15 protein-coding genes are annotated in these 18,451 nt (G+C 51.8%); 13 read left to right on the plus strand and 2 right to left on the minus strand.

Going from position 1 to position 18,451, the window contains the following annotated elements; translation table 11 throughout:
- Positions 1-769: 769 nt before the first annotated feature.
- Genes argH through IEX98_RS07000 form a run of 5 tightly spaced genes read left to right on the plus strand, consistent with a single transcriptional unit; the run spans position 770 to position 6,593 of the window.
- Positions 770-2,314, plus strand: a complete 1,545-nt coding sequence (gene argH, locus IEX98_RS06980) for an argininosuccinate lyase (protein WP_188888215.1) — start codon at positions 770-772, stop codon at positions 2,312-2,314.
- A 15-nt stretch (positions 2,315-2,329) separates the two neighbouring features.
- Positions 2,330-3,286, plus strand: coding sequence for an amidohydrolase family protein (locus IEX98_RS06985; RefSeq protein WP_188888216.1), 957 nt, complete (start codon positions 2,330-2,332; stop codon positions 3,284-3,286).
- 16 nt (positions 3,287-3,302) lie between these two features.
- Positions 3,303-4,664 (plus strand): extracellular solute-binding protein, encoded by a 1,362-nt coding sequence (locus IEX98_RS06990; RefSeq protein WP_188888217.1) that lies wholly within the window; start codon positions 3,303-3,305, stop codon positions 4,662-4,664.
- A 31-nt stretch (positions 4,665-4,695) separates the two neighbouring features.
- The gene (locus tag IEX98_RS06995; RefSeq protein WP_188888218.1) at positions 4,696-5,679 is read left to right on the plus strand and encodes a carbohydrate ABC transporter permease; all 984 of its coding nucleotides are present in this window, start codon (positions 4,696-4,698) and stop codon (positions 5,677-5,679) included.
- A 20-nt stretch (positions 5,680-5,699) separates the two neighbouring features.
- Positions 5,700-6,593, plus strand: a complete 894-nt coding sequence (locus IEX98_RS07000) for a carbohydrate ABC transporter permease (RefSeq protein WP_188888219.1) — start codon at positions 5,700-5,702, stop codon at positions 6,591-6,593.
- A 48-nt stretch (positions 6,594-6,641) separates the two neighbouring features.
- Here the strand turns inward: IEX98_RS07000 and IEX98_RS07005 are convergent, their stop codons facing one another.
- Together IEX98_RS07005 and IEX98_RS07010 are read right to left on the minus strand one after the other, a co-directional pair.
- Complete coding sequence (locus IEX98_RS07005) at positions 6,642-7,301, minus strand: M15 family metallopeptidase (protein WP_229692024.1); 660 nt, start codon at positions 7,299-7,301, stop codon at positions 6,642-6,644.
- Between the two features lie 115 nt (positions 7,302-7,416).
- A complete protein-coding gene (locus IEX98_RS07010) occupies positions 7,417-8,355 on the minus strand; it encodes a helix-turn-helix domain-containing protein (protein ID WP_188888220.1) in 939 nt (312 codons plus the stop codon).
- 162 nt (positions 8,356-8,517) lie between these two features.
- Between IEX98_RS07010 and IEX98_RS07015 the strand changes: the two genes are divergently transcribed.
- The 8 genes from IEX98_RS07015 to IEX98_RS07050 all read left to right on the plus strand — a co-directional run bounded on the left by IEX98_RS07015 (position 8,518) and on the right by IEX98_RS07050 (position 18,124).
- A complete protein-coding gene (locus IEX98_RS07015; protein WP_188888221.1) occupies positions 8,518-9,372 on the plus strand; it encodes a sugar phosphate isomerase/epimerase family protein in 855 nt (284 codons plus the stop codon).
- On the plus strand, positions 9,372-10,394 hold the full coding sequence (locus tag IEX98_RS07020) for a Gfo/Idh/MocA family protein (RefSeq protein WP_188888222.1): 1,023 nt from the start codon (positions 9,372-9,374) through the stop codon (positions 10,392-10,394). Before IEX98_RS07015 ends, IEX98_RS07020 begins: the two co-directional genes overlap by 1 nt.
- 176 nt (positions 10,395-10,570) lie before the next feature.
- Entirely contained in the window at positions 10,571-11,170 is a 600-nt protein-coding gene (locus IEX98_RS07025; protein WP_188888223.1) for a carbohydrate-binding family 9-like protein, read from the plus strand.
- A 545-nt stretch (positions 11,171-11,715) separates the two neighbouring features.
- Positions 11,716-12,483, plus strand: a complete 768-nt coding sequence (locus IEX98_RS07030; protein WP_188888224.1) for a hypothetical protein — start codon at positions 11,716-11,718, stop codon at positions 12,481-12,483.
- A gap of 157 nt (positions 12,484-12,640) precedes the next feature.
- A complete protein-coding gene (locus IEX98_RS07035; RefSeq protein ID WP_229692025.1) occupies positions 12,641-14,305 on the plus strand; it encodes an S-layer homology domain-containing protein in 1,665 nt (554 codons plus the stop codon).
- 153 nt (positions 14,306-14,458) lie between these two features.
- On the plus strand, positions 14,459-15,949 hold the full coding sequence (pdxR, locus tag IEX98_RS07040) for a MocR-like pyridoxine biosynthesis transcription factor PdxR (protein ID WP_188888225.1): 1,491 nt from the start codon (positions 14,459-14,461) through the stop codon (positions 15,947-15,949).
- Positions 15,950-16,012: 63 nt separating this feature from the next.
- Positions 16,013-16,936 (plus strand): D-alanine--D-alanine ligase, encoded by a 924-nt coding sequence (locus IEX98_RS07045; protein WP_188888226.1) that lies wholly within the window; start codon positions 16,013-16,015, stop codon positions 16,934-16,936.
- A gap of 6 nt (positions 16,937-16,942) precedes the next feature.
- Positions 16,943-18,124, plus strand: coding sequence for an aminotransferase class I/II-fold pyridoxal phosphate-dependent enzyme (locus IEX98_RS07050; protein ID WP_188888227.1), 1,182 nt, complete (start codon positions 16,943-16,945; stop codon positions 18,122-18,124).
- Positions 18,125-18,451 lie beyond the last annotated feature (327 nt).

Here is an 18,451-nt window from a genome sequence, read left to right on the forward strand (position 1 = left end):
AGTAACTTGGGTTCGTTAAATAGCGAATCAGGTTCGTTGTAGTAGAGATGGCTCGGCTGATGGGACCGTAAAAGTTACTTGAAGTTAGTGGTAGGGATGAATATTGGAGTCCTACGGGTACGAATACGAAAATAGCGAAGCAGGTTCGCAAAAGAGCGAATCAAAGTTCGCTAATTCGATGCTGTAAACAGATGGACTGTGCTGCAGCGAATCAAACTTCGCAATTGGAGAACCTAGGTTCACGAGTAGCGAAATTCAGTTCGTTGTAGCAGGGGAGCTCGGCTGATGGGTTCGTACAAGTAACTTGGCTTCGCTAAATAGCGAAGCAGGTTCGTTGCGAGCAAAGCATGCTCGAAACGATAGTGATAGCAAGTCCACATTAGCGTCCAAAGCCCGGTAACTCGCACCAAAAACGAATTCCAAAAAAAGGGTTGATCACCCTTAGAAAGAGTGCTATTATTAACCATACAATTCCGCTGGGAATAATTTATTTAGAGCACGACCGGATAACCGGAGGCTTCGTCGCTGCAGAGCAGCACGGGGCCTTTTTCTGTACTTTGGGCGTCCTCGAATACCATTACAAACATGATCTTTACCGGACAGCCGGAGAGGTCGCATCATGCGACAACTCTGGCTGTTTGCTATTGTAAAGCGCATCGGTTGAGCCGCGTCCAAAAGCGCGGAAGCCGCATACGCTTTAAGCGCAGCTGGATGGCGAACAAGATATGCTTGAAGCCAGCGCTGCGCCATTAAAGGAGGCAGAGCGAACATGGCGATTACATCCGAACAATCGCAGCAACAACATGAACCGGAGAAAGAGGAGACGACGTTCCCGGGCGCAGCATACGCGAATGCGGTGCTTCAGCCCGCTTACGATAATGCGAAGCAGCATTTGCTGGAGCCGATGCTGGCTATTCATAAAGCTCATCTCATTATGCTGAGGGAGCAGGGATTGCTGCGGCAAAAAGATGCCGAGCTTACGGCAAAAGCGCTGCTTCAGCTGGATTCCGGCAAGCTGCGTACTGGCACGTATAGCGGGAAATTCGAAGATCTTTTTTTCGAAGTGGAGCATCTGCTGCTGGAATTGTCAGAGGAAGCGTCCGGTAATTTGCATTTGGCGCGGAGCCGCAACGATATGGGCATCGCTATATATCGCATCGTACTCCGAGAAAAGCTGGCGGCCGCACTTGCAGAGGCGCACGCGCTACATGAAGCGCTTCACAGCTTTGCGGTCCGGCATGCGGAGACGATTATGATTGCACATACGCATACGCAGCAGGCGCAGCCGACGACGGTTGGTCATTACATTGCGGCTGTAACGGATTCGTTATCCCGCGATATCCGCAGACTGAAAGCGGCTTATGAGGGATGCAATCTTAGCAGCTTGGGAGCTGCAGCGCTAACGACGTCGGGATTCCCGATAAGCCGGGAGAGAGTCGCCGAGCTGCTTGCCTTCGACGGATTGATCGAGAACAGCTACGATGCGGTCAGCGGTGCCGACTATGTTGGGGAAGCGGCAACAGCTGTCCAACTGGCGGCTATTAACTTAGGGCGGTTCGCCCAAGAGCTGCTGCTATGGTGTATGCAAGAATTCGCCATTGCCCGCGTAGCGGCGCCTTACGTACAGATCAGCTCCATCATGCCGCAAAAGCGAAATCCCGTTTCTATCGAGCATGTTCGCTCGCTTCTGTCCAGCGCCGCTGGCGATGCGCAGACGGTGCTTACGATGATTCATAACACGCCTTTTGGCGATATCGTCGATACGGAGGATGACTTGCAGCCTTATGCATGGCGCAGTCTTGGAACGTTAGAAGCGGTTTACAGGCTGCTTGGTAAGGTCATCGCAACGCTGGAAATTAACGAAGAGGTGCTCCGCCAACGTGCGGCGAGCAGCTTTGCCACTGTAACGGAGCTGGCAGATACGCTGGTCAGAGAGGAGGGGCTCAGCTTCCGGACGGCCCACTCTATCGTCAGTAAGCTGGTCACTTTGGCTGCAGAACGAGGAGCCAGCGTAGCTGACTTAAATCTAGCCAGCCTGAACGAAGCTGCTGCCGCAGCAGGACAGAACCAGCCGCTCAAGCTCTCTGCCGAGGCGCTGCGTAAAGCGCTCGACCCCGAACATTTCGTAAGGGTCCGCACCCTTCGCGGAGGCCCTGCGCCAAGCGAGCTGCGCCGCGCGCTCGGCGGTCAAAGCTCGCGGCAAGCTGAGCTTAAGGTTTGGCTGGAGGGCAGCAGGCATAAGCGGCAAAAAGCGCTCAACCATCTGGATTTGATTTTGAACGAATGGCTGGCCGAATCAAGCAAACCCGAATAGGAGAGGTGACTGCAAATGTTCCGAAATAACTTTCAGGTGTATGACATCCATGGACATTTACCGTATCGCATTCAAATCGGCGGAAGCTGGAGCAAGCATGAGCTGATAGACCGCTACGGCAAAGAACGGGGGGAGCGGTTCCGGCTGACCTGGGATTTTCCTGAAGGCGGCGCTGCCGGCTCAGCGGATGATACAACGCCGCTTATTGATCGCTGGGTGCAGGAGCTGGACAAATACAATATTGGCGGCATGAATTTTCTGACTGCGCTGGACAACGACAATATGGCGGATCAGCTGGCGCATTTTCCAGATCGGTTCACAGGCTTTGCCTTCCACCCTATCGAGGCTCCGGATGCGGCGGATGAGCTAAAGCGTGCGGTCAATGAATTGGGTTTGAAAGGCTATAAGCTGTTCGGGCCTTTGACGAAAATTCCGTTCGACGACCCTTCGTTGAAGCCGGTATGGACCTTTTTAGCGGAAAAGAAACTGCCTGTTCTCATCCATTTCGGCATGCTCGGCCATGCAGGCGGCATCGTTCACCACCCGAATATTAACCCGCTGGCGATCTTTAATACGGCCCGGGAATATTCCGATATTCCGTTCATTATTCCACATTTTGGAGCGGGTTACTTCCAGGAGCTGCTGCATTTGTGCTGGAGCTGTCCGAACGTCTTGATCGATACTTCGGGCTCGAATCAATGGGTGCGCTGGATGCCATATGAATTGACGCTGGAGTCGCTGTTCCGCAAGACGTATGAGCTGATCGGGCCCGAGCGGATCGTATTCGGAACCGATGCAAGCGGCTTCCCGCGCGGGTTTCCGTACCGATACTTGCAAGATCAGGTCCGCGTGACGAGAGAGCTTCGGTTTAGCGAGAGTGATATTGAACTTATTTTCGGCAATAACGCAAGACGGCTGCTGGGACTTCCGATTCCACAGGAAGCGGGGCCGGAAGCAAAACAAACGAAATAAAGGGAGGAATTTGGAGATGAAAAAGAGACCGATACTGGCAATTGCTGCGGCGGCGCTGGCGTTTACACTGGCTTTGACTGCATGCGGCAATGGCAATAACAAACCAAATGAGAAGGCGGATTCTGGCAATAAAGAAAAAGCGTCAAACACACAAACGGCCGAACCGCCAAAGCTTGACCCGAACGCAAAAGTGACGATCGAATACTGGCAATATGAATTTCCTGCCAAGGTCGAGCTCATTAACGAGCTGATTACACAATTCCAGCAGGAGCATCCCAACATCACGGTCAAACAGACCAATTTCCCTTACGATCAATATAATCAGAAGGTAGCGACGCTCGTTCCGGCAGGCAAAGGGCCGGACGTCATCAATTTGTACTATGGCTGGCTTCCTAAGTATGTAGCCTCGGGCTATTTGCAGCCGCTGCCGGAAGCGGATTTCCCCGCTGCGGAAATTGAAGCGAACTTCTTCCCGTTCGTAGAGACGGCTAAGCTGAACGGAGGCTATTATGCGCTGCCGACCGGCGTGCGGACGCTGGGGCTATTTTACAACAAGGATTTGTTCGTCAAAGCGGGTCTTGATCCGAATAAGCCGCCTGCCACTTGGGAGGAGCTTGTTACTTATACGAAGAAGCTGACGGAGCTGGATGACAAAGGACAATTTGTTGTAGAAGGCTTTGGCTGGGAGCCGGGGTCGCAGCTGCATCACTGGTTCCGCGACGGGCTGCTCTATCAGGCTGGAGCACAGGATACGAGCGAAGACCGGAAAAAGCTGCTATGGAATGAAACGCCGGCTGGACTCGAAGCTTTTAAATACTTAATTGATTTTGCCAAGGAACATAAAGTCGGTATCAACGGTTTCTACACCGATGACGCGAATGCTTTCAAAACAGGCCATGCGGCTATTAACGTAGACGGCTCTTACCGGCTTAGCTCCATTAAGAAGGACGTTCCGGATTTGAACTATGGCATCGCGCCGCTCCCTTCCTATAAGAACAAGTCGACGCAAGCCTCATTCTGGGCGAATGCGATTCCTTCTAATGTGAAGGGCGATAAGCTGGCTGCTGCTGTCGAGTTTCTGAAGTTTTTAACGAGCAAGGGCGTTCAGGAGCAATGGGTAGAGAAGATCGGCGAGCTGCCGGCACAGAAAGAGGTTGCGCTGCAGGACAAATATATTAATGACGAGAAGCTGGGTCCGTTTATCGCACAGCTGCCGGACGGCCGCGCGCATTTCTTCATCGATGAAACGCAGGAGCGTACGCTGTTTGTCGAGGCTGTGGATCAAGTGCTGCTGAAGGATGTGCCGATCGAGAAAGCTTTCGAGGATTTGATTACGAAGACGCAGAAGCTCTATGACGACTATTGGGCGAAAAAATAACGCCGGAGCGGCGCAAGGAAGGTGGTGACGTATGGAGCGGGTCATCGATTCGACGCCTGTGGAAAGCGGAGGCCGCACGGAACCAACTCCGAAAGGGTCCCGTCAACGCCAACGGCGCCTGCCCTTAATTGGCGGTGTCCGATTAGGGCTGCGGGGCAAACGGTATTTATTTATCTACGGCTGTCTGCTGCTCCCCTTGCTGTTCTTTGCCGCCGTACGGCTGCTTCCCATTCTGTATTCGTTCAATGTCAGTTTCCGGGAGTGGGCGATTCTATCGCCCGACAAGCCGTTCGTCGGGTTCGCGAACTTCGCATCGTTGTTCCAGGATGAAGTCTTTCTTGGGTCGCTTCGCAACACGGCGGTCTACGTCATTGTCGGCGTGCCGGGGCAGATCGTAGCGGGGCTTGCCGTTGCCCTGCTGCTGCAGCGAATTACGGTGCTGCGCACCTTTTTTCGCACCGTTTATTTCATTCCGTATATTACGAGCGTCGTTGCCGTCAGTTGGGTGTTTCGCTGGATCCTAATGAAAAACGGTGTCGCCAATGGGATTTTGCTGGAGCTTGGCCTTGACCCGCAGCCATTTCTCTATTCACCGTCGCAATCGATTTTTTGGATTATTGCAGCGATGATCTGGCAAAGCATCGGTTTTCAAATGCTGGTGTTTCTAGCCGGATTGGAAAATATTCCGCGTCTCTATTACGACGCGGCGTCGATTGACGGAGCAGGGAGCTGGAGCCGGTTCCGCCATGTGACAATTCCGCTGCTTAATCCGGTGATATTGTTTTCCGTCGTTATTGCCAGCATCGGATTTCTGCAATCCTTCACGCAGGTGCTTAATATGACGGGCGGCGGGCCGCTCAACTCGACGAACTCGATTGTGCTCTATATTTACAATACGGCCTTCAAAAGCTTTGAGATGGGGCGCGCTTCGGCGGCGACCGTCATCCTGTTCGTCATTATTTTAGCGTTTACCGTCCTGCAGCTTAAAGTATTGGACCGCAAGGTAGAGTATTAAGGAAAGGGGCGGATACAGCGATGAGCAAGACGGTTTCTGCCGGAGACGTCACAGGCAACAGCCTTGGCGCAGCCGGAACGAAGGGGTCGGTCAAACGCCGTTCGGCCGCGGTGTCGGCAATCAGTTATCTGCTTCTGACCGCAGGGCTGGCCGTCATGGTATTTCCGTTCATATGGATGATCGCGACCTCGTTGAAAACGCCGCAGGAAATGTATTCCCTCAGTCTGATTCCGCAATTGCCGGCTTGGGATAATTACAAGGCGTTATTCACTGGCTCGCCTTTCGGAACCTGGATCATTAACAGCTTCATTGTGGCGGTAATCGCCACGGCGAGCGTCTGTTTGTTCGATACGATGATCGGCTACATATTGGCGAAATTCCATTTTCACGGTAAAAAAACGATTTACCTCTTTATTCTGAGCACGCTGATGGTGCCGACGGAAATGCTGATCATACCGTGGTTTCTTTATTCCTCCAAGCTGGGCTGGGTGGATACGTATTGGGGCATTTTATTTCCCGGCCTGATTACGGCCTTTGGTATTTTTCTAATGAGGCAGTTCATGGAATCGGTACCGTCCGATCTGCTGGATGCTGCGCGAATAGACGGGATGAGCGAGTGGGGCATTTTGTTTAAAATCGCCTTCCCGCTTGTCCGCTCAGCTATTGCGACGCTGTGCATTTTAACTTTTCTCGGAAGCTGGAATTCCTTCATCTGGCCGTTAATCATTACGCAGACGGAGGGACGGTTCACGATTCCAGTCGGTATGGCCTTCTTCTCTAGCGAAGCGAAGGACAGCAGCAATTGGATTCAGATTATGGCGGGAGCCACAGTCTCGGTGCTGCCACTGTTGCTTGTGTTTGTCGTATTTCAGAAGCAGATCATCCGCGGTATTGCGACGACAGGGTTAAAGTAAAGTAATATATAGAGGAAAAAGAAAAGCGGCATCCGGCAAATGAGCAGATCATTTCTGCTCGGCCGGAGGCCGCTTTCCGCGTTTCAGTTCAGCGATGGAATACCCAAAGTCCATCTGGAGATGCGGGTAATCCCGGAAGTTTTTCCAGTCTCCGCCCCAAATGAAGCCTAACTTTTTAGCAATCGCTACAACTTCCATCCAGTCCGCTTTGCCATTTCCGTTGCCGTCATATTCCATATCCCAGACGACGCTGTTGTCCTCGACTGTCCGCAGTGCAAAATCGATAGCGAGACCGTAATTATGATACGACTCCCCTCCCCGAACGTTTGTCACGATCGGTCCGCTCTTGCTGCGGCCTTGCTCGTAAAGGCGATCCTGCTCCTCACTCGTTCGCATTCCGTCCGTAATAAGAATCGTAATGCCGATCTTTGCCGTTTGTGCGACAAGCTCATCCTTCTTGGCAGCTACAATGGGATGCAGCTTTGGAATTTCGCCGGCGGGAGCTGTTTCCCATTTCGATACGGTGTCTGGAGTGGAAAGCAGCCGCTCAAGCACATTCAAACCGCTGATGCTGCTCCATAGCAGTGCAGCAATCATAGCTAGAATGAGGGCGGTCATGAACGGATTTCGTTTCGGTTTTCGTCTTGCTAAAGGCTGACCATGTCCGATAGCGTGCTCATTTGGCGACCATTGATTTTGAGGTGTCATATTCTAGTAATCTCCTAAATTTGACTCTATCATACTAGTGTAGCATAGAAGTTTCCCCGTCACCCCCGACCTGAGTTGGGGTTAGCTGGTTTGGAGAGACAGACGGGGATGGCGATTACGTTGGCAGGTGATTGTCTTTGCCGCCTACACGGGCTTTGGCGGTGCGGGCATATTCCGATGGAGACATGCCCGTCGATTTCTTGAAATCGCGGGAGAAATAGTGGATGCTGCCATAGCCAAGCGCAGCCGCAATTTCCGTATAGTTAAGCGCATGCTCGCGAATAAGCGTTTTTGCTTCCTCGATCTTCAGCAGCTTGAAATATTCGATCGCTCCCGTTCCTGTCTGGGAGTGGAAAATTTCCTTCAGACGGCTTTTGCCAAGATGCGTTTCCTTGCACAGCTGTTCCAGAGTTAATGGCTCGGAAAGCTTCGATTTCATAAAATCGATGATGCCCCCCACGATGCGCTGCTCGGCCTTCTCCGTCTGAATCGATGAAGGTCTGCGTACTCCGGCAGCGCGGCTCTGTTCAGCGGACCTCTCCGCATCCATGCCGCGTACCAGCCGGATGAGAAGCGCCTCCAAGTAACCCTTCATCGCTTGTTCGCTGGCGAAGGGGGCATCCGGATTCCGGATCAGCTCATGAACGGAAGGATTATCGTAGGGAGGAAGAAAGGAATGGAAGCCCTCCTGCAATAGCAGCGACAGCAAATTGCGCTCCGGTGTTCCAAGCGGCAGCAATAAGTTGGCAAAACGGTCCATGTAAGCCGAACGGCATTCAAAGGCCAGCACGATCAGATTCGGCGGTTTATGCCCGTCGCCGACCCGAACGGTATGAAATTCGCCGGGCTTATGGAATATAATCATCCCTTGAGTAAGCTCGTAGGTCCGATCGTCCGCACGCACCTCAACCGCACCCTTATCCACGTAAAGCATTTCCCAGAAATCATGCTGCTCCCCTTCGAACACATACCCTCTTGTATATTCAAAATAATGAAATGAAATCAGTTTATTAACCGTGATTACTTCCTGAAGCGTTAGCCGGTTGAAATCCATCAAGAGACATCCTTTCCCGGTACCTGCCGGTTATAAGATTACGCTTGCAATTTTATCATACTTCCATCCCGCATTGTGCAAAACGTCCGGCTGATTGGCTAAAGTCGCAGGGCCAGCTGTCCCTCTATAATGGGCTTACAGTTGAACGAGGAGGGCATGCAAATGGCGTTAAAAAAAGGAATTAATGCGTGGTCGTTTCCTGCGGACCTTAGCGTACGGGAGAGCATCCTGCTGGCTGCGGATGCAGGCTTTGACGGTATCGAGCTGTCGCTTAACGCGACTGGCGAGCTTAGTCTGGAGAGCACAGAGGAGCAGCTTCGTGAAATCCGCAGTATAGCGGATGATGCTGGCATTGCACTGACAAGCCTTGCGAGCGGCCTTTACTGGGATTATCCATTGACGAGCGCCAATGCTGAAACCCGGCAAAAAGCGAAGGACGTAGCGAAAAAGCAGCTTGAATCGGCAGCGATTCTTGGCGTAGATACGATTCTTATTGTGCCCGGCGCGGTTGGCGTCGATTTTATACCGGGGTCTGAGGTTGTGCCTTATGACCAAGCCTATGATAATGCCCTAGAGGGCTTCCAGTCGCTTGCTCCCCTTGCGGAAGCGGTCAAAGTTGCGATCGGGATTGAAAATGTATGGAACAAGTTTTTGCTGTCGCCGCTGGAAATGCGGGGCTTCATCGACGCAGTAGGCTCTGATTATGTCGGCTCGTACTTTGACGTCGGCAACGTCGTGTATGCGGGTTACCCGGAGCATTGGATTTCGATATTGAACAAGCGGATTAAAAAAGTGCATTTCAAAGACTACCGCAGACAAGCCGGAGGGCTGCACGGTTTCGTTGATCTGCTTGCCGGTGACGTCAACTATCCGGAAGTGGTGAAGGCGCTCGGCGAGATTGGCTATGACGATTATGTTATTGCGGAGATGATCCCGCCTTATACGCATCATACGAAGCAAATCATTTACAATACATCGGCGGCAATGGACGCTATCTTGGGAAGGACGGAACGCTAATGCTGCGAATCGGATTGATTGGACTAGGTTTTATGGGCAGATCGCACCTGGAAAATTACCTTCGTTTGGAACGGGAAGGCGCGGAAATTGAAGTGGTAGCGTTATGCGATATGGACGCCAACAAGCTGGCTGGCGGCAGTGCGGGAGGCAATATCGATACTTCCTCAGAGAATGAAATCGATTTTAACCGGTTCAGCAAATATGCCTCTGTTCAAGACATGCTGGATAAGGAGCAGCTTGACGCTGTCGACATTACGCTGCCGACTTTCTTGCACCGGGAAGTAGCGGTTCAATGCTTGAACGCGGGCTTGCATGTACTTTGCGAGAAGCCGATGGCCATGAACGCTGAAGATTGCGATGCGATGATTGCGGCTGCTGAGGCGAACGGCAAGCAGTTGATGATTGGCCACTGCTTACGCTTCTGGCCGGCATACGTTTATTTGAAGGACATTGTAACGAGCGGCAAGTTTGGCAAGGCAACGAGCGGCGTCTTTTACCGCGGCGGCGGCACGCCGAGTTGGGGACCTTGGGTGCTGCAAAAAGAAAAGGGCGGCGGTGCTCTGCTCGATATGCATGTACATGATACGGATGCGATCCACTGGCTGTTCGGCAAGCCGGAAGCGGTATCCTGCAGCGGCAAGAACGTAATTGTAGGAAGCGGCTATGATATCGTATCGACCAACTATCGCTATGAGGACGGCAACGTCGTTAATGCCTGCGTAGACTGGACGCTGAATGGTGATTTTGGCTTCGAAATGGGCTTTAGAGTTAATTTTGAAGGCGGCAATATCCAGTTTAATGGTGATCGGGTAAAAGTTAATCCAAATGACAGCGCAGGCTTCGAGCCGCAGCTGTCGCCTGATCAAGGCTACTATTTTCAACTAAAATATTTTGTCGAGACTGTTGCCAGCGGCGGTCAAATTGCGGAAGCGACTTCCGTAAGCGCAAAAGGCAGCATTCAAATTATTGAAGCCGAGCGTGAATCGGCCGATAATCGCGGGGAATGGGTAGCTGTGAAATAAAGCTGCGGCAATCGCAGATCTAAAAGAAAGAGTGAAACCTCTCCGGTTTAGGGGAGGTTTTTCATTTCCATTTGTTCGGCTGCTTTGCTGCTGGATTAGGCGCTATTTTCCAACTGTTGCGATATAATAGGAAGGGCTGTGCTGTAGATATCGTTCGTTAGAAGGGAGCTTGGGCGATGCGTTATGTATGCAGGAAAGTAGAAGGGCCGATTGAATCGGTGAAATGGGACGGGCTGGAGGCTGTATCTCTCGTTCAAGTAGTGAGCGGTGAGGCCGCGAGGCTGCAAACCTCCGTTAAGGTGTGCTGGTCGGAGGACGCTCTCATGGTCCGCTTCGATTGCGAGGACGACCACCGTGTAGCGACGATGACGGAGCGCGATGCTCCGCTTTACCAAGAGGATGTTGTTGAAATTTTTCTGGATGCTGCCGGCAAAGGCCGCCAGTACCGGGAATTCGTCATCAGTCCGCGCAACATCGTGTATGATGCGTCGATCGGCAATGATGGTGAAGGAAATATCGATATAAATGTGGGGTGGAATGCAGAGGGCTTGCAGACCTCGGTTATTGAAGGGGAAAGTGGAGCTTGGGCTTGCGAGCTGTACATCCCGTTCATTAACTTCGACGCTGTGCCTGTTGTTGGTACCGAGTGGCGCAGCAACATGTACAGGATTGACGATGACAAGCAAGGCAACCGTCATTTCTGGTCATGGTCGCCGATAGGTTCGGTTCATTTTCATCTGCCCAAGCATTTTGGCACGCTAGTATTTGCGGAATAATAGAAGTCTCATAAATTTCGAGATGAAAAGAACCATCAATTCCACTTTAATCGTGGTTTTGAAGGTTCTTTTTCTATATTATCGAATTCTCTCAGCAAGGTTTACCCTTTGGGGCAGCCCCATCTTTAAGTTTTTCCGTACCGTACGCCTCCCGGCAGGCGGTGCCATCGTGAAACGCGGTGCTCGGTCGCACGTCGGCGGTCAAACCTCGTATTGTTAGCGAAGCTCGTTCGCTTTTTAGCGAACTTAACTTCGCAGTTGCCCCTCTCGCGGCGGGTCACTTTCCCATTAACGAAGAGCTTTTCGCTATTCGTGAACCTGCGTTCATGAATAGCGAAATTTGCTTCGCTGTTTTCAGAGGAGGGTCCAAGAACACCCTCTTACAGCGAAACTGACTTCGCTATTTTGCGAACCCGCTTCGCTCTAGTGCTCGTATGATACTTTCAGCCCCTGGGTTCTATAGAACTTAGAACTAACGCTATTTTTTATGATTTCTTATACTGAGATCAACGGTACTAGAAATAGCGTTAGTTTGGGGGAAAGTCATGTTCATTCGTAAAATGGCAACCGCATACGTCACTGTAATGACGATTGTTTTGTTTTTTGCATGGCAATATAACGGTCTGTGGACTGAGGAGTGGGAGGCGGCATCTGACTTTGCAGGATGGGCTGTCATCGTCTCGATCTACGCGTTTCCCGCTGTTTTCATATACGGTATTGCCGTTTCTATATGCATTGAAATTATTATGGCAAAGCTCACCATTCATGCTGCGTTCAAATGGGTGGTTTCAGCAACTTTGCACCTGAGTTTTGGCTTCTTATGCTCGCTTCCTTTTCAATCTGTTTTTTTCGGTTTCATTGGAGCAGGGGCTGCCTTTTATTTTTTCTTAGTGGACCAATTGGTCATTTGGTGTATTCGCAGGTTGAATCGTCGTACTCGCGTGACTCTGCTCGCCGTCCCATTGGTCTTATTTGTATTTAGCTATGCCGCACTGCTAATCGACTCGCCTGCAAAACCGTATACACCCCCTTTTTCTGCTGAGGAAGCCGTTCATTTCGCAACATCAGGCAGCGGTTCAACTATTGATAATTTTCCTAAGGAGATTGGTACCATGCAGCTTGAAATTCAGGGCTACACGGTGGAGAGGGAGACGGCTGTTACACCTCTTGGTACGAAGGAGCAGTACCGGGTTGCATTCATAGAACGATGGATGAAAGGGAGCGAAGGCGGTGAGCACCGAATGTACTATACAGTCACTAGAGGTTCATTGGAGGCAGCTGGAAGTGACGGGCCACGGCCGCCCTATCATTAGGTTTATAGAATAGAGCGTGAGTTCAAGAGCTAATCCATTTACCAATAACTAAGCAATGCCGCATTGACCGGCCTTTGTTACGATATAGAGATTGCAGCTCTTCCAATCTAGCGGATCAACTTATCTGTTAGAAGAATCGAAGAGAAGGGGGATCTCGATGTATTGGAAAATGGGGAAATGGACCATAGTACTCTTCGCGCTCACTCTTGTTTTTTATACAACTGAGGGCGTACAGCCCTTGTCTGCTGCCAAGCTGCTGACGGCATTGACGGCAGAGAAGGATAAAAAGCCGTTTAACGATATTTCCGGGAGCTTTGCGGAGGCGGCTATCATTCGTCTTAATGAGAAAAAGATTTTACAAGGCACAGCGGAGCATACTTTTTCGCCTAAAAATCCGGTTACACGCGCGGAATTTATAACGATTGCAGACCGAGTATTAGGGCTGGAGCAAGCGCTAAGTCCCATTCAGCCGTTTTCGGATATCGCTGCGAATGCCTGGTATACCGGTTATATTCAAGCAGCGGTGCAGCTTGGTTTAGCCGACGGTACAGGACCTCGGACCTTTGAACCGGCCAAGCCGGTAACGAGGCAGGAAGCGGCGGCGCTGCTCGTTCGCGTGTTTAAGCTGACAGAGGCTAGCCACGGCACGTCTCCTGCATTTAATGATGCCTATCGCATTGCCGATTGGGCCAAGGACGTTGTTGCGATTGCGCAGGACGTTGGCTTAATGAAAGGCGACGATAACGGCAAGTTTCGTCCTGATGCGCCGCTTAGCCGGGAAGAGACGGCCGCGATTCTGGATCGCGCGCTTCAGAACAAAGAGTGGGCAGCCGACTTGGCAGCCAAACCGCAGGCACAGATCCAGCTCGGCTGGCAGTATGCACAAACGACAGAACAATTCGAGCAGTCGGTGCTGCGCTCGAAGACGGTTAATACACTGTCGCCGCGATGGTATTTTACCGATAAAGCGGGCAATCTAACCGATAATACCGACTCATCACTTGTAACGTGGGCTTCCCGTAACGGAAAGGCAATCTGGGCAATGGTCGGCAATCGCTCTAACTTGGAGGCGACCCATCAAGTGCTATCCAGCGCCACGACGAGAAGTAAGCTTGCTGCGAATCTTGCCAATGTTGTTCAGAAGAATAAGCTTGCCGGACTCAATGTCGATTTCGAAAATGTTGATCCTCAGGATCGAGCTAATTTTACCGCATTTATAACCTTACTAAGCAATAAGTTGCATGCAATCGGCGCTGTTCTGTCTATCAATGTATCGCCGGATTTAGGGACGGATTGGACGGAAGCTTTCGATTACAAGGCGCTTGGCATGCAGGCTGACTATATCGTAATGATGGGTTATGACGAGCATTGGGAAGGCGGCTCCATTGCAGGCTCCGTTGCCTCTTTGCCTTATGTGGAGCATGCAGTGACGGTGCTGCTGAAGGCCGTTCCTGCGGAAAAAGTCATTCTTGCGCTGCCGTTCTATAACCGCGATTGGACGCTGAATAAGAATGGGAGCGCCGCTTCATCGGCGGTGCTGTCGCTCGGAGAACAGAACAGCTTGGTCTCGAAGCGGTCGATCAAACCGCTGTGGGACAGCACCGTCGGCCAATATACGGGCAGTTACCTTCTGCAAAACGTCCAGCATCGCATATGGCTGGAGGATGGGCGCTCGCTTTCCGCCAAATATAAATGGACAGTAGATGAGGGATTGGCAGGAGTGGCTTACTGGTACATTAGCGGTGAATCGTCGGATATATGGAGTAGTTTGCGCAACGCCGAGCGATTTTATGGGATGAGTCTAGGATCAACAACTCCATAGTTTCTGGCATGTACTTTGGCATGACGAGCCTATAGACGGCAACTGGTCCAATGGCTTGTATTCAGTTAGAACCACGAGACGTTTCAAAAACGTCTGTCGTGGTTCTTTTTTTGCCGCCCTAAATATGACATGATAGAGCAAGGAGGTGATGGGGTGTACGCTGATATTAAGATTGCAGACGACCGGCCGGTATATATACAGGTTAAGGATTATATGAAGAGACTGATCCGGAGAGGCGCTCTGCAAGGTGATCAGAAGCTCCCGTCTACCCGAGAATTAAGCGCATTAATGAAAATCAGCCGGAACACTGTTGTCACCGCTTATAATGAGCTGGAGGAAGAAGGCTATATATACGCCGTGCAAGGCAAGGGCAACTTCGTTGCTCCGGGGGCGGCAGGAAACGTCAGCGAGCTTTCTTATGAAGAAGGGGAGTCCGGGTTCGAGGACGATGGCGGGCATATCGATTGGCGTCAGCGCATAAGTCGTTATGCAAGCGAGGCGGAGCGGTTGGATCTTATGAAACGAGGCATCCGAGCGGAAAAGGGTTCGATTTCGTTTACGAGCATCGCGCCGGATGAGAAGCTGTTCGATCTTCACAATGTGAAGCGGGCGTTTATGGACCGGATGTCTATTGAAGGCGAAGTACTTCTTAATTACGGATATGCCAAAGGCTATAAGCCGCTGATCGATTTTTTACTTCGCTATATGGAGAATAAGGGCGTTGATCTGACCGGTAAAGATATTTTGATTACAAATGGATTTACCGAAGGCTTCGACATCGTGTTGTCTGCACTCGGCAAAAGCAGCGGCAGAGCGATTTGCGAAAATCCTACGCATAATACAGCGCTCAAAAATATGAAGCTGCACGGCTATTCCATTACCGGCGTAGATATGGAGGCAGACGGTATCGACCTGAAAAGGCTTGAGACGGAGCTCGACTCCGGAGAGTTCGATCTTGCCTATCTGGTTCCGTCTTATCATAATCCAACGGGAATCGTCATGTCGCCGGAGAAACGAATCGAAACGATTAGGCTGCTGAGCAGCCGCGGAATTCCGATCATTGAGGATGGCTTCAATGAGGAGCTGCGTTATTCCGGCTCTCATGTCGCGCCGTTGATCGCATCGGCAGGACGAAGCAATAACGTTATTTATTTGGGCAGCTATTCGAAAATATTGTTCCCGGGCCTGCGCGTAGGCTGGGTGCTGGCGGACAAAGAGCTGATCGGTTATCTGGAAAGCATCAAGCGATCACGAACGATTCATACCTCGACGCTGGATCAGTCCTTACTGTATCAGTACCTGCATAACGGCAACTTCGAGAAATACTTGAAGCGGGCAAAGGCGGAGTACAAACGGAAATACGAGCTCGCTATCGAAAGCTGCAAAGCTTACCTCCCGCTTCGGAAGCTGTCGGGCGATGGAGGTCTTCATTTGTTCATCGAATTTGATGAAACGCTGCCGACGAGGATATTGCTTGAAGCCTGCACGCGCAAAGGCGTCGTGTTCACACCAGGCGACAACTTTTATGTGGAGGAAGGGCAAGGGCGGCATACGATGCGGCTCGGCTTCTCGAGAGTAGCAGATGAGCAGATCGTGCAGGGGATACGAATTATTGGCGATACAGCAAGGGAATTGATGGGCTAAGCCACAACGGCAACGGAAAATGGTAAGGCAACCGGAATTCACATACATGGGGAGCGTGCGAAAATGAAAGTCGGAGTTATTATGGGCGGCGTATCATCGGAGAGAGAAGTATCACTGTTGACGGGTAAGGAAATGATCGCGAATTTGGATCGTGACAAATACGAGGTTGTACCGGTCGTACTCGACAGCAAGCGTGATCTGATCGAAAAATCGGCGGGCATCGACATCGCCCTGCTTGCACTGCACGGCAAATACGGGGAGGACGGTACCGTTCAAGGTACGCTGGAATCGCTTGGTATTCCTTATACAGGCTGCGGCGTGCTGTCGAGCAGTGTGAGTATGGATAAGGACTTGTCCAAAAAACTGCTCCGTTTCGAAAACGTGCCAACGGGCAATTGGATTCAGGTTGAAAGCTTGGAGGAGCTGTCGGTTGACGATGTAGAAGTTCAATTGGGACTTCCAGTCGTTGTGAAGCCGAATTCGGGCGGCTCCAGCATCGGGACGAAGCTGGTGAAGACGAAGGAAGCGATCGGGGAAGCGGTGCAGGAAGCGCTGGAATGGGACCGTTCCGTTATGATCGAGCAGTTTATCGGCGGACAGGAAATTACCTGCGCCATACTGAACGGGAAGCTGCTGCCGATCGTGGCGATTAAGGCGAATGCCGAGTTTTTCGACTACACATCGAAATACGAGGATGGCGGAGCCGACGAGCAAGTTATTGAGCTGCCGGCAGAGGTGCAGGCGCGTGTCGAGGCGGCAGCGCTGGCGTGCTACCGGGCATTGAAATGCAGCGTGTACGCCCGTATCGATATGATCATTACCGAGGAAGGCATGCCGTTTGTGCTGGAGGCCAATACGCTTCCGGGACTTACGAAAAACAGCTTGCTGCCGAAAAGCGCGAGTGCGGCGGGCATTTCTTTTAGCCAGCTGCTGGACAGCATTATTGAATATTCTTTGATCGAAAGAAAGCGTGAAAATAAGGAGTAGAGTGATATGAGAACGGTAAGCGAGTACTTGTCGCCGGTTGTGAGGGAGATTCCGCCATCCGGCATTCGAAAGTTTTTCAATGCGGCGGAAGCGGGCCGCGACATCATTTCGCTGGGAGTGGGCGAGCCTGATTTCACGACGCCGAAGGCAGTTCGGGATGCGGCTGCGCGTGCGCTTGACCGGGGTTATACGAAGTATACCGAAAACGCAGGGATACTGGAGCTGCGGGAAGAAATCTCGGCATACTTGGATCGTGGTTTCGGTATCCGCTATGACCCTGCCAGTGAAGTTCTCGTCACCGTGGGCGGAAGTGAAGCGATCGATCTCGCGCTGCGGGTGCTTCTCTCTCCCGGCGATGAGCTGCTCGTTCCCGTTCCGAACTATATCGCTTATTCCCCGATTACGAAGCTCAATGGCGGCGTAGCGGTGGAGGTAGAGACATTCGCTTCGGACGGCTTCAAGCTGACAGCTGAGGCACTGAAGAAACAATTGACACCACGCTCGAAGCTGTTGTTGGTTAGTTACCCGAACAATCCGACCGGAGCTGTTATGACCTATGAGGATTGGCTGCCGATTGCTAAGCTGGTGGAGGAGCATGACCTCATCGTATTGTCCGATGAGATTTACGCTGAATTGACCTACGGGCGGACGCATGTCAGCTTCGCCTCCTTACCGGGGATGAAGGACAGAACGATTGTCATCAGCGGTTTCTCCAAGGCGTTTGCCATGACCGGCTGGCGCATGGGCTACGCTTGCGGTCATCCCGACTTGATCGGCGCAATGTGCCGCGTTCATCAGTATACGCTGCTGAGCGCGCCGACGCTGGCGCAGATTGCAGCTATCGAATCGCTCCGCCATGGGCTGGGCGATAAGGATGAGATGATTATGTCCTACAACCACCGGCGTAAAATGTTCGTGCAGGGACTGCGGGATATCGGCTTGTCCTGCCATGAGCCGGAGGGCGCCTTCTACGTATTCCCGTCGATTGCTTCGACGGGGCTAAGCTCGCAGACGTTCGCTGAGCGGCTGCTGCAAGAGGGCCGCGTAGCAGCGGTGCCGGGCGACGTATTCGGCCCGGGAGGCGAAGGCTTCATCCGCTGCTCGTACGCCGCTTCGGAAGCCAACTTGCTCGGCGCGCTTGAGCGTATGGACAGCTGGCTGCGCACGTTGAACCGCGTCGGCGTATAGCCGGTGCGCAGGAGCCGCGGGGGAATATGCCCCTGCGGTTTTTTTTGCGTTGAGGTTGTTACAGGCTGAGAGAAAGATTTCGCAAAAAGCGAAACCAGGTTCACTGCAGGAGTGCGAACAGTGCAAATTGAACCTGCAGCGAACCAGATTCGCTAAATAACGAAGCCAAGTTCGCTGCACGGAGTACAACTGGAGCTCATCGAACCTACAGCGAACCTAATTTCACTATCCGTGAACCTAGGTTCATGAATAGCGAAGCTAGGTTCGCTCTGGCGGAGTGGATGCTCAAAATAGTATAAAATCGCTGAAAACAGCGAATTGAAGTTC

This window comes from Paenibacillus radicis (ex Gao et al. 2016), assembly GCF_014641555.1.
Taxonomy (GTDB): Bacteria; Bacillota; Bacilli; order Paenibacillales; family Paenibacillaceae; genus Pristimantibacillus; species Pristimantibacillus radicis.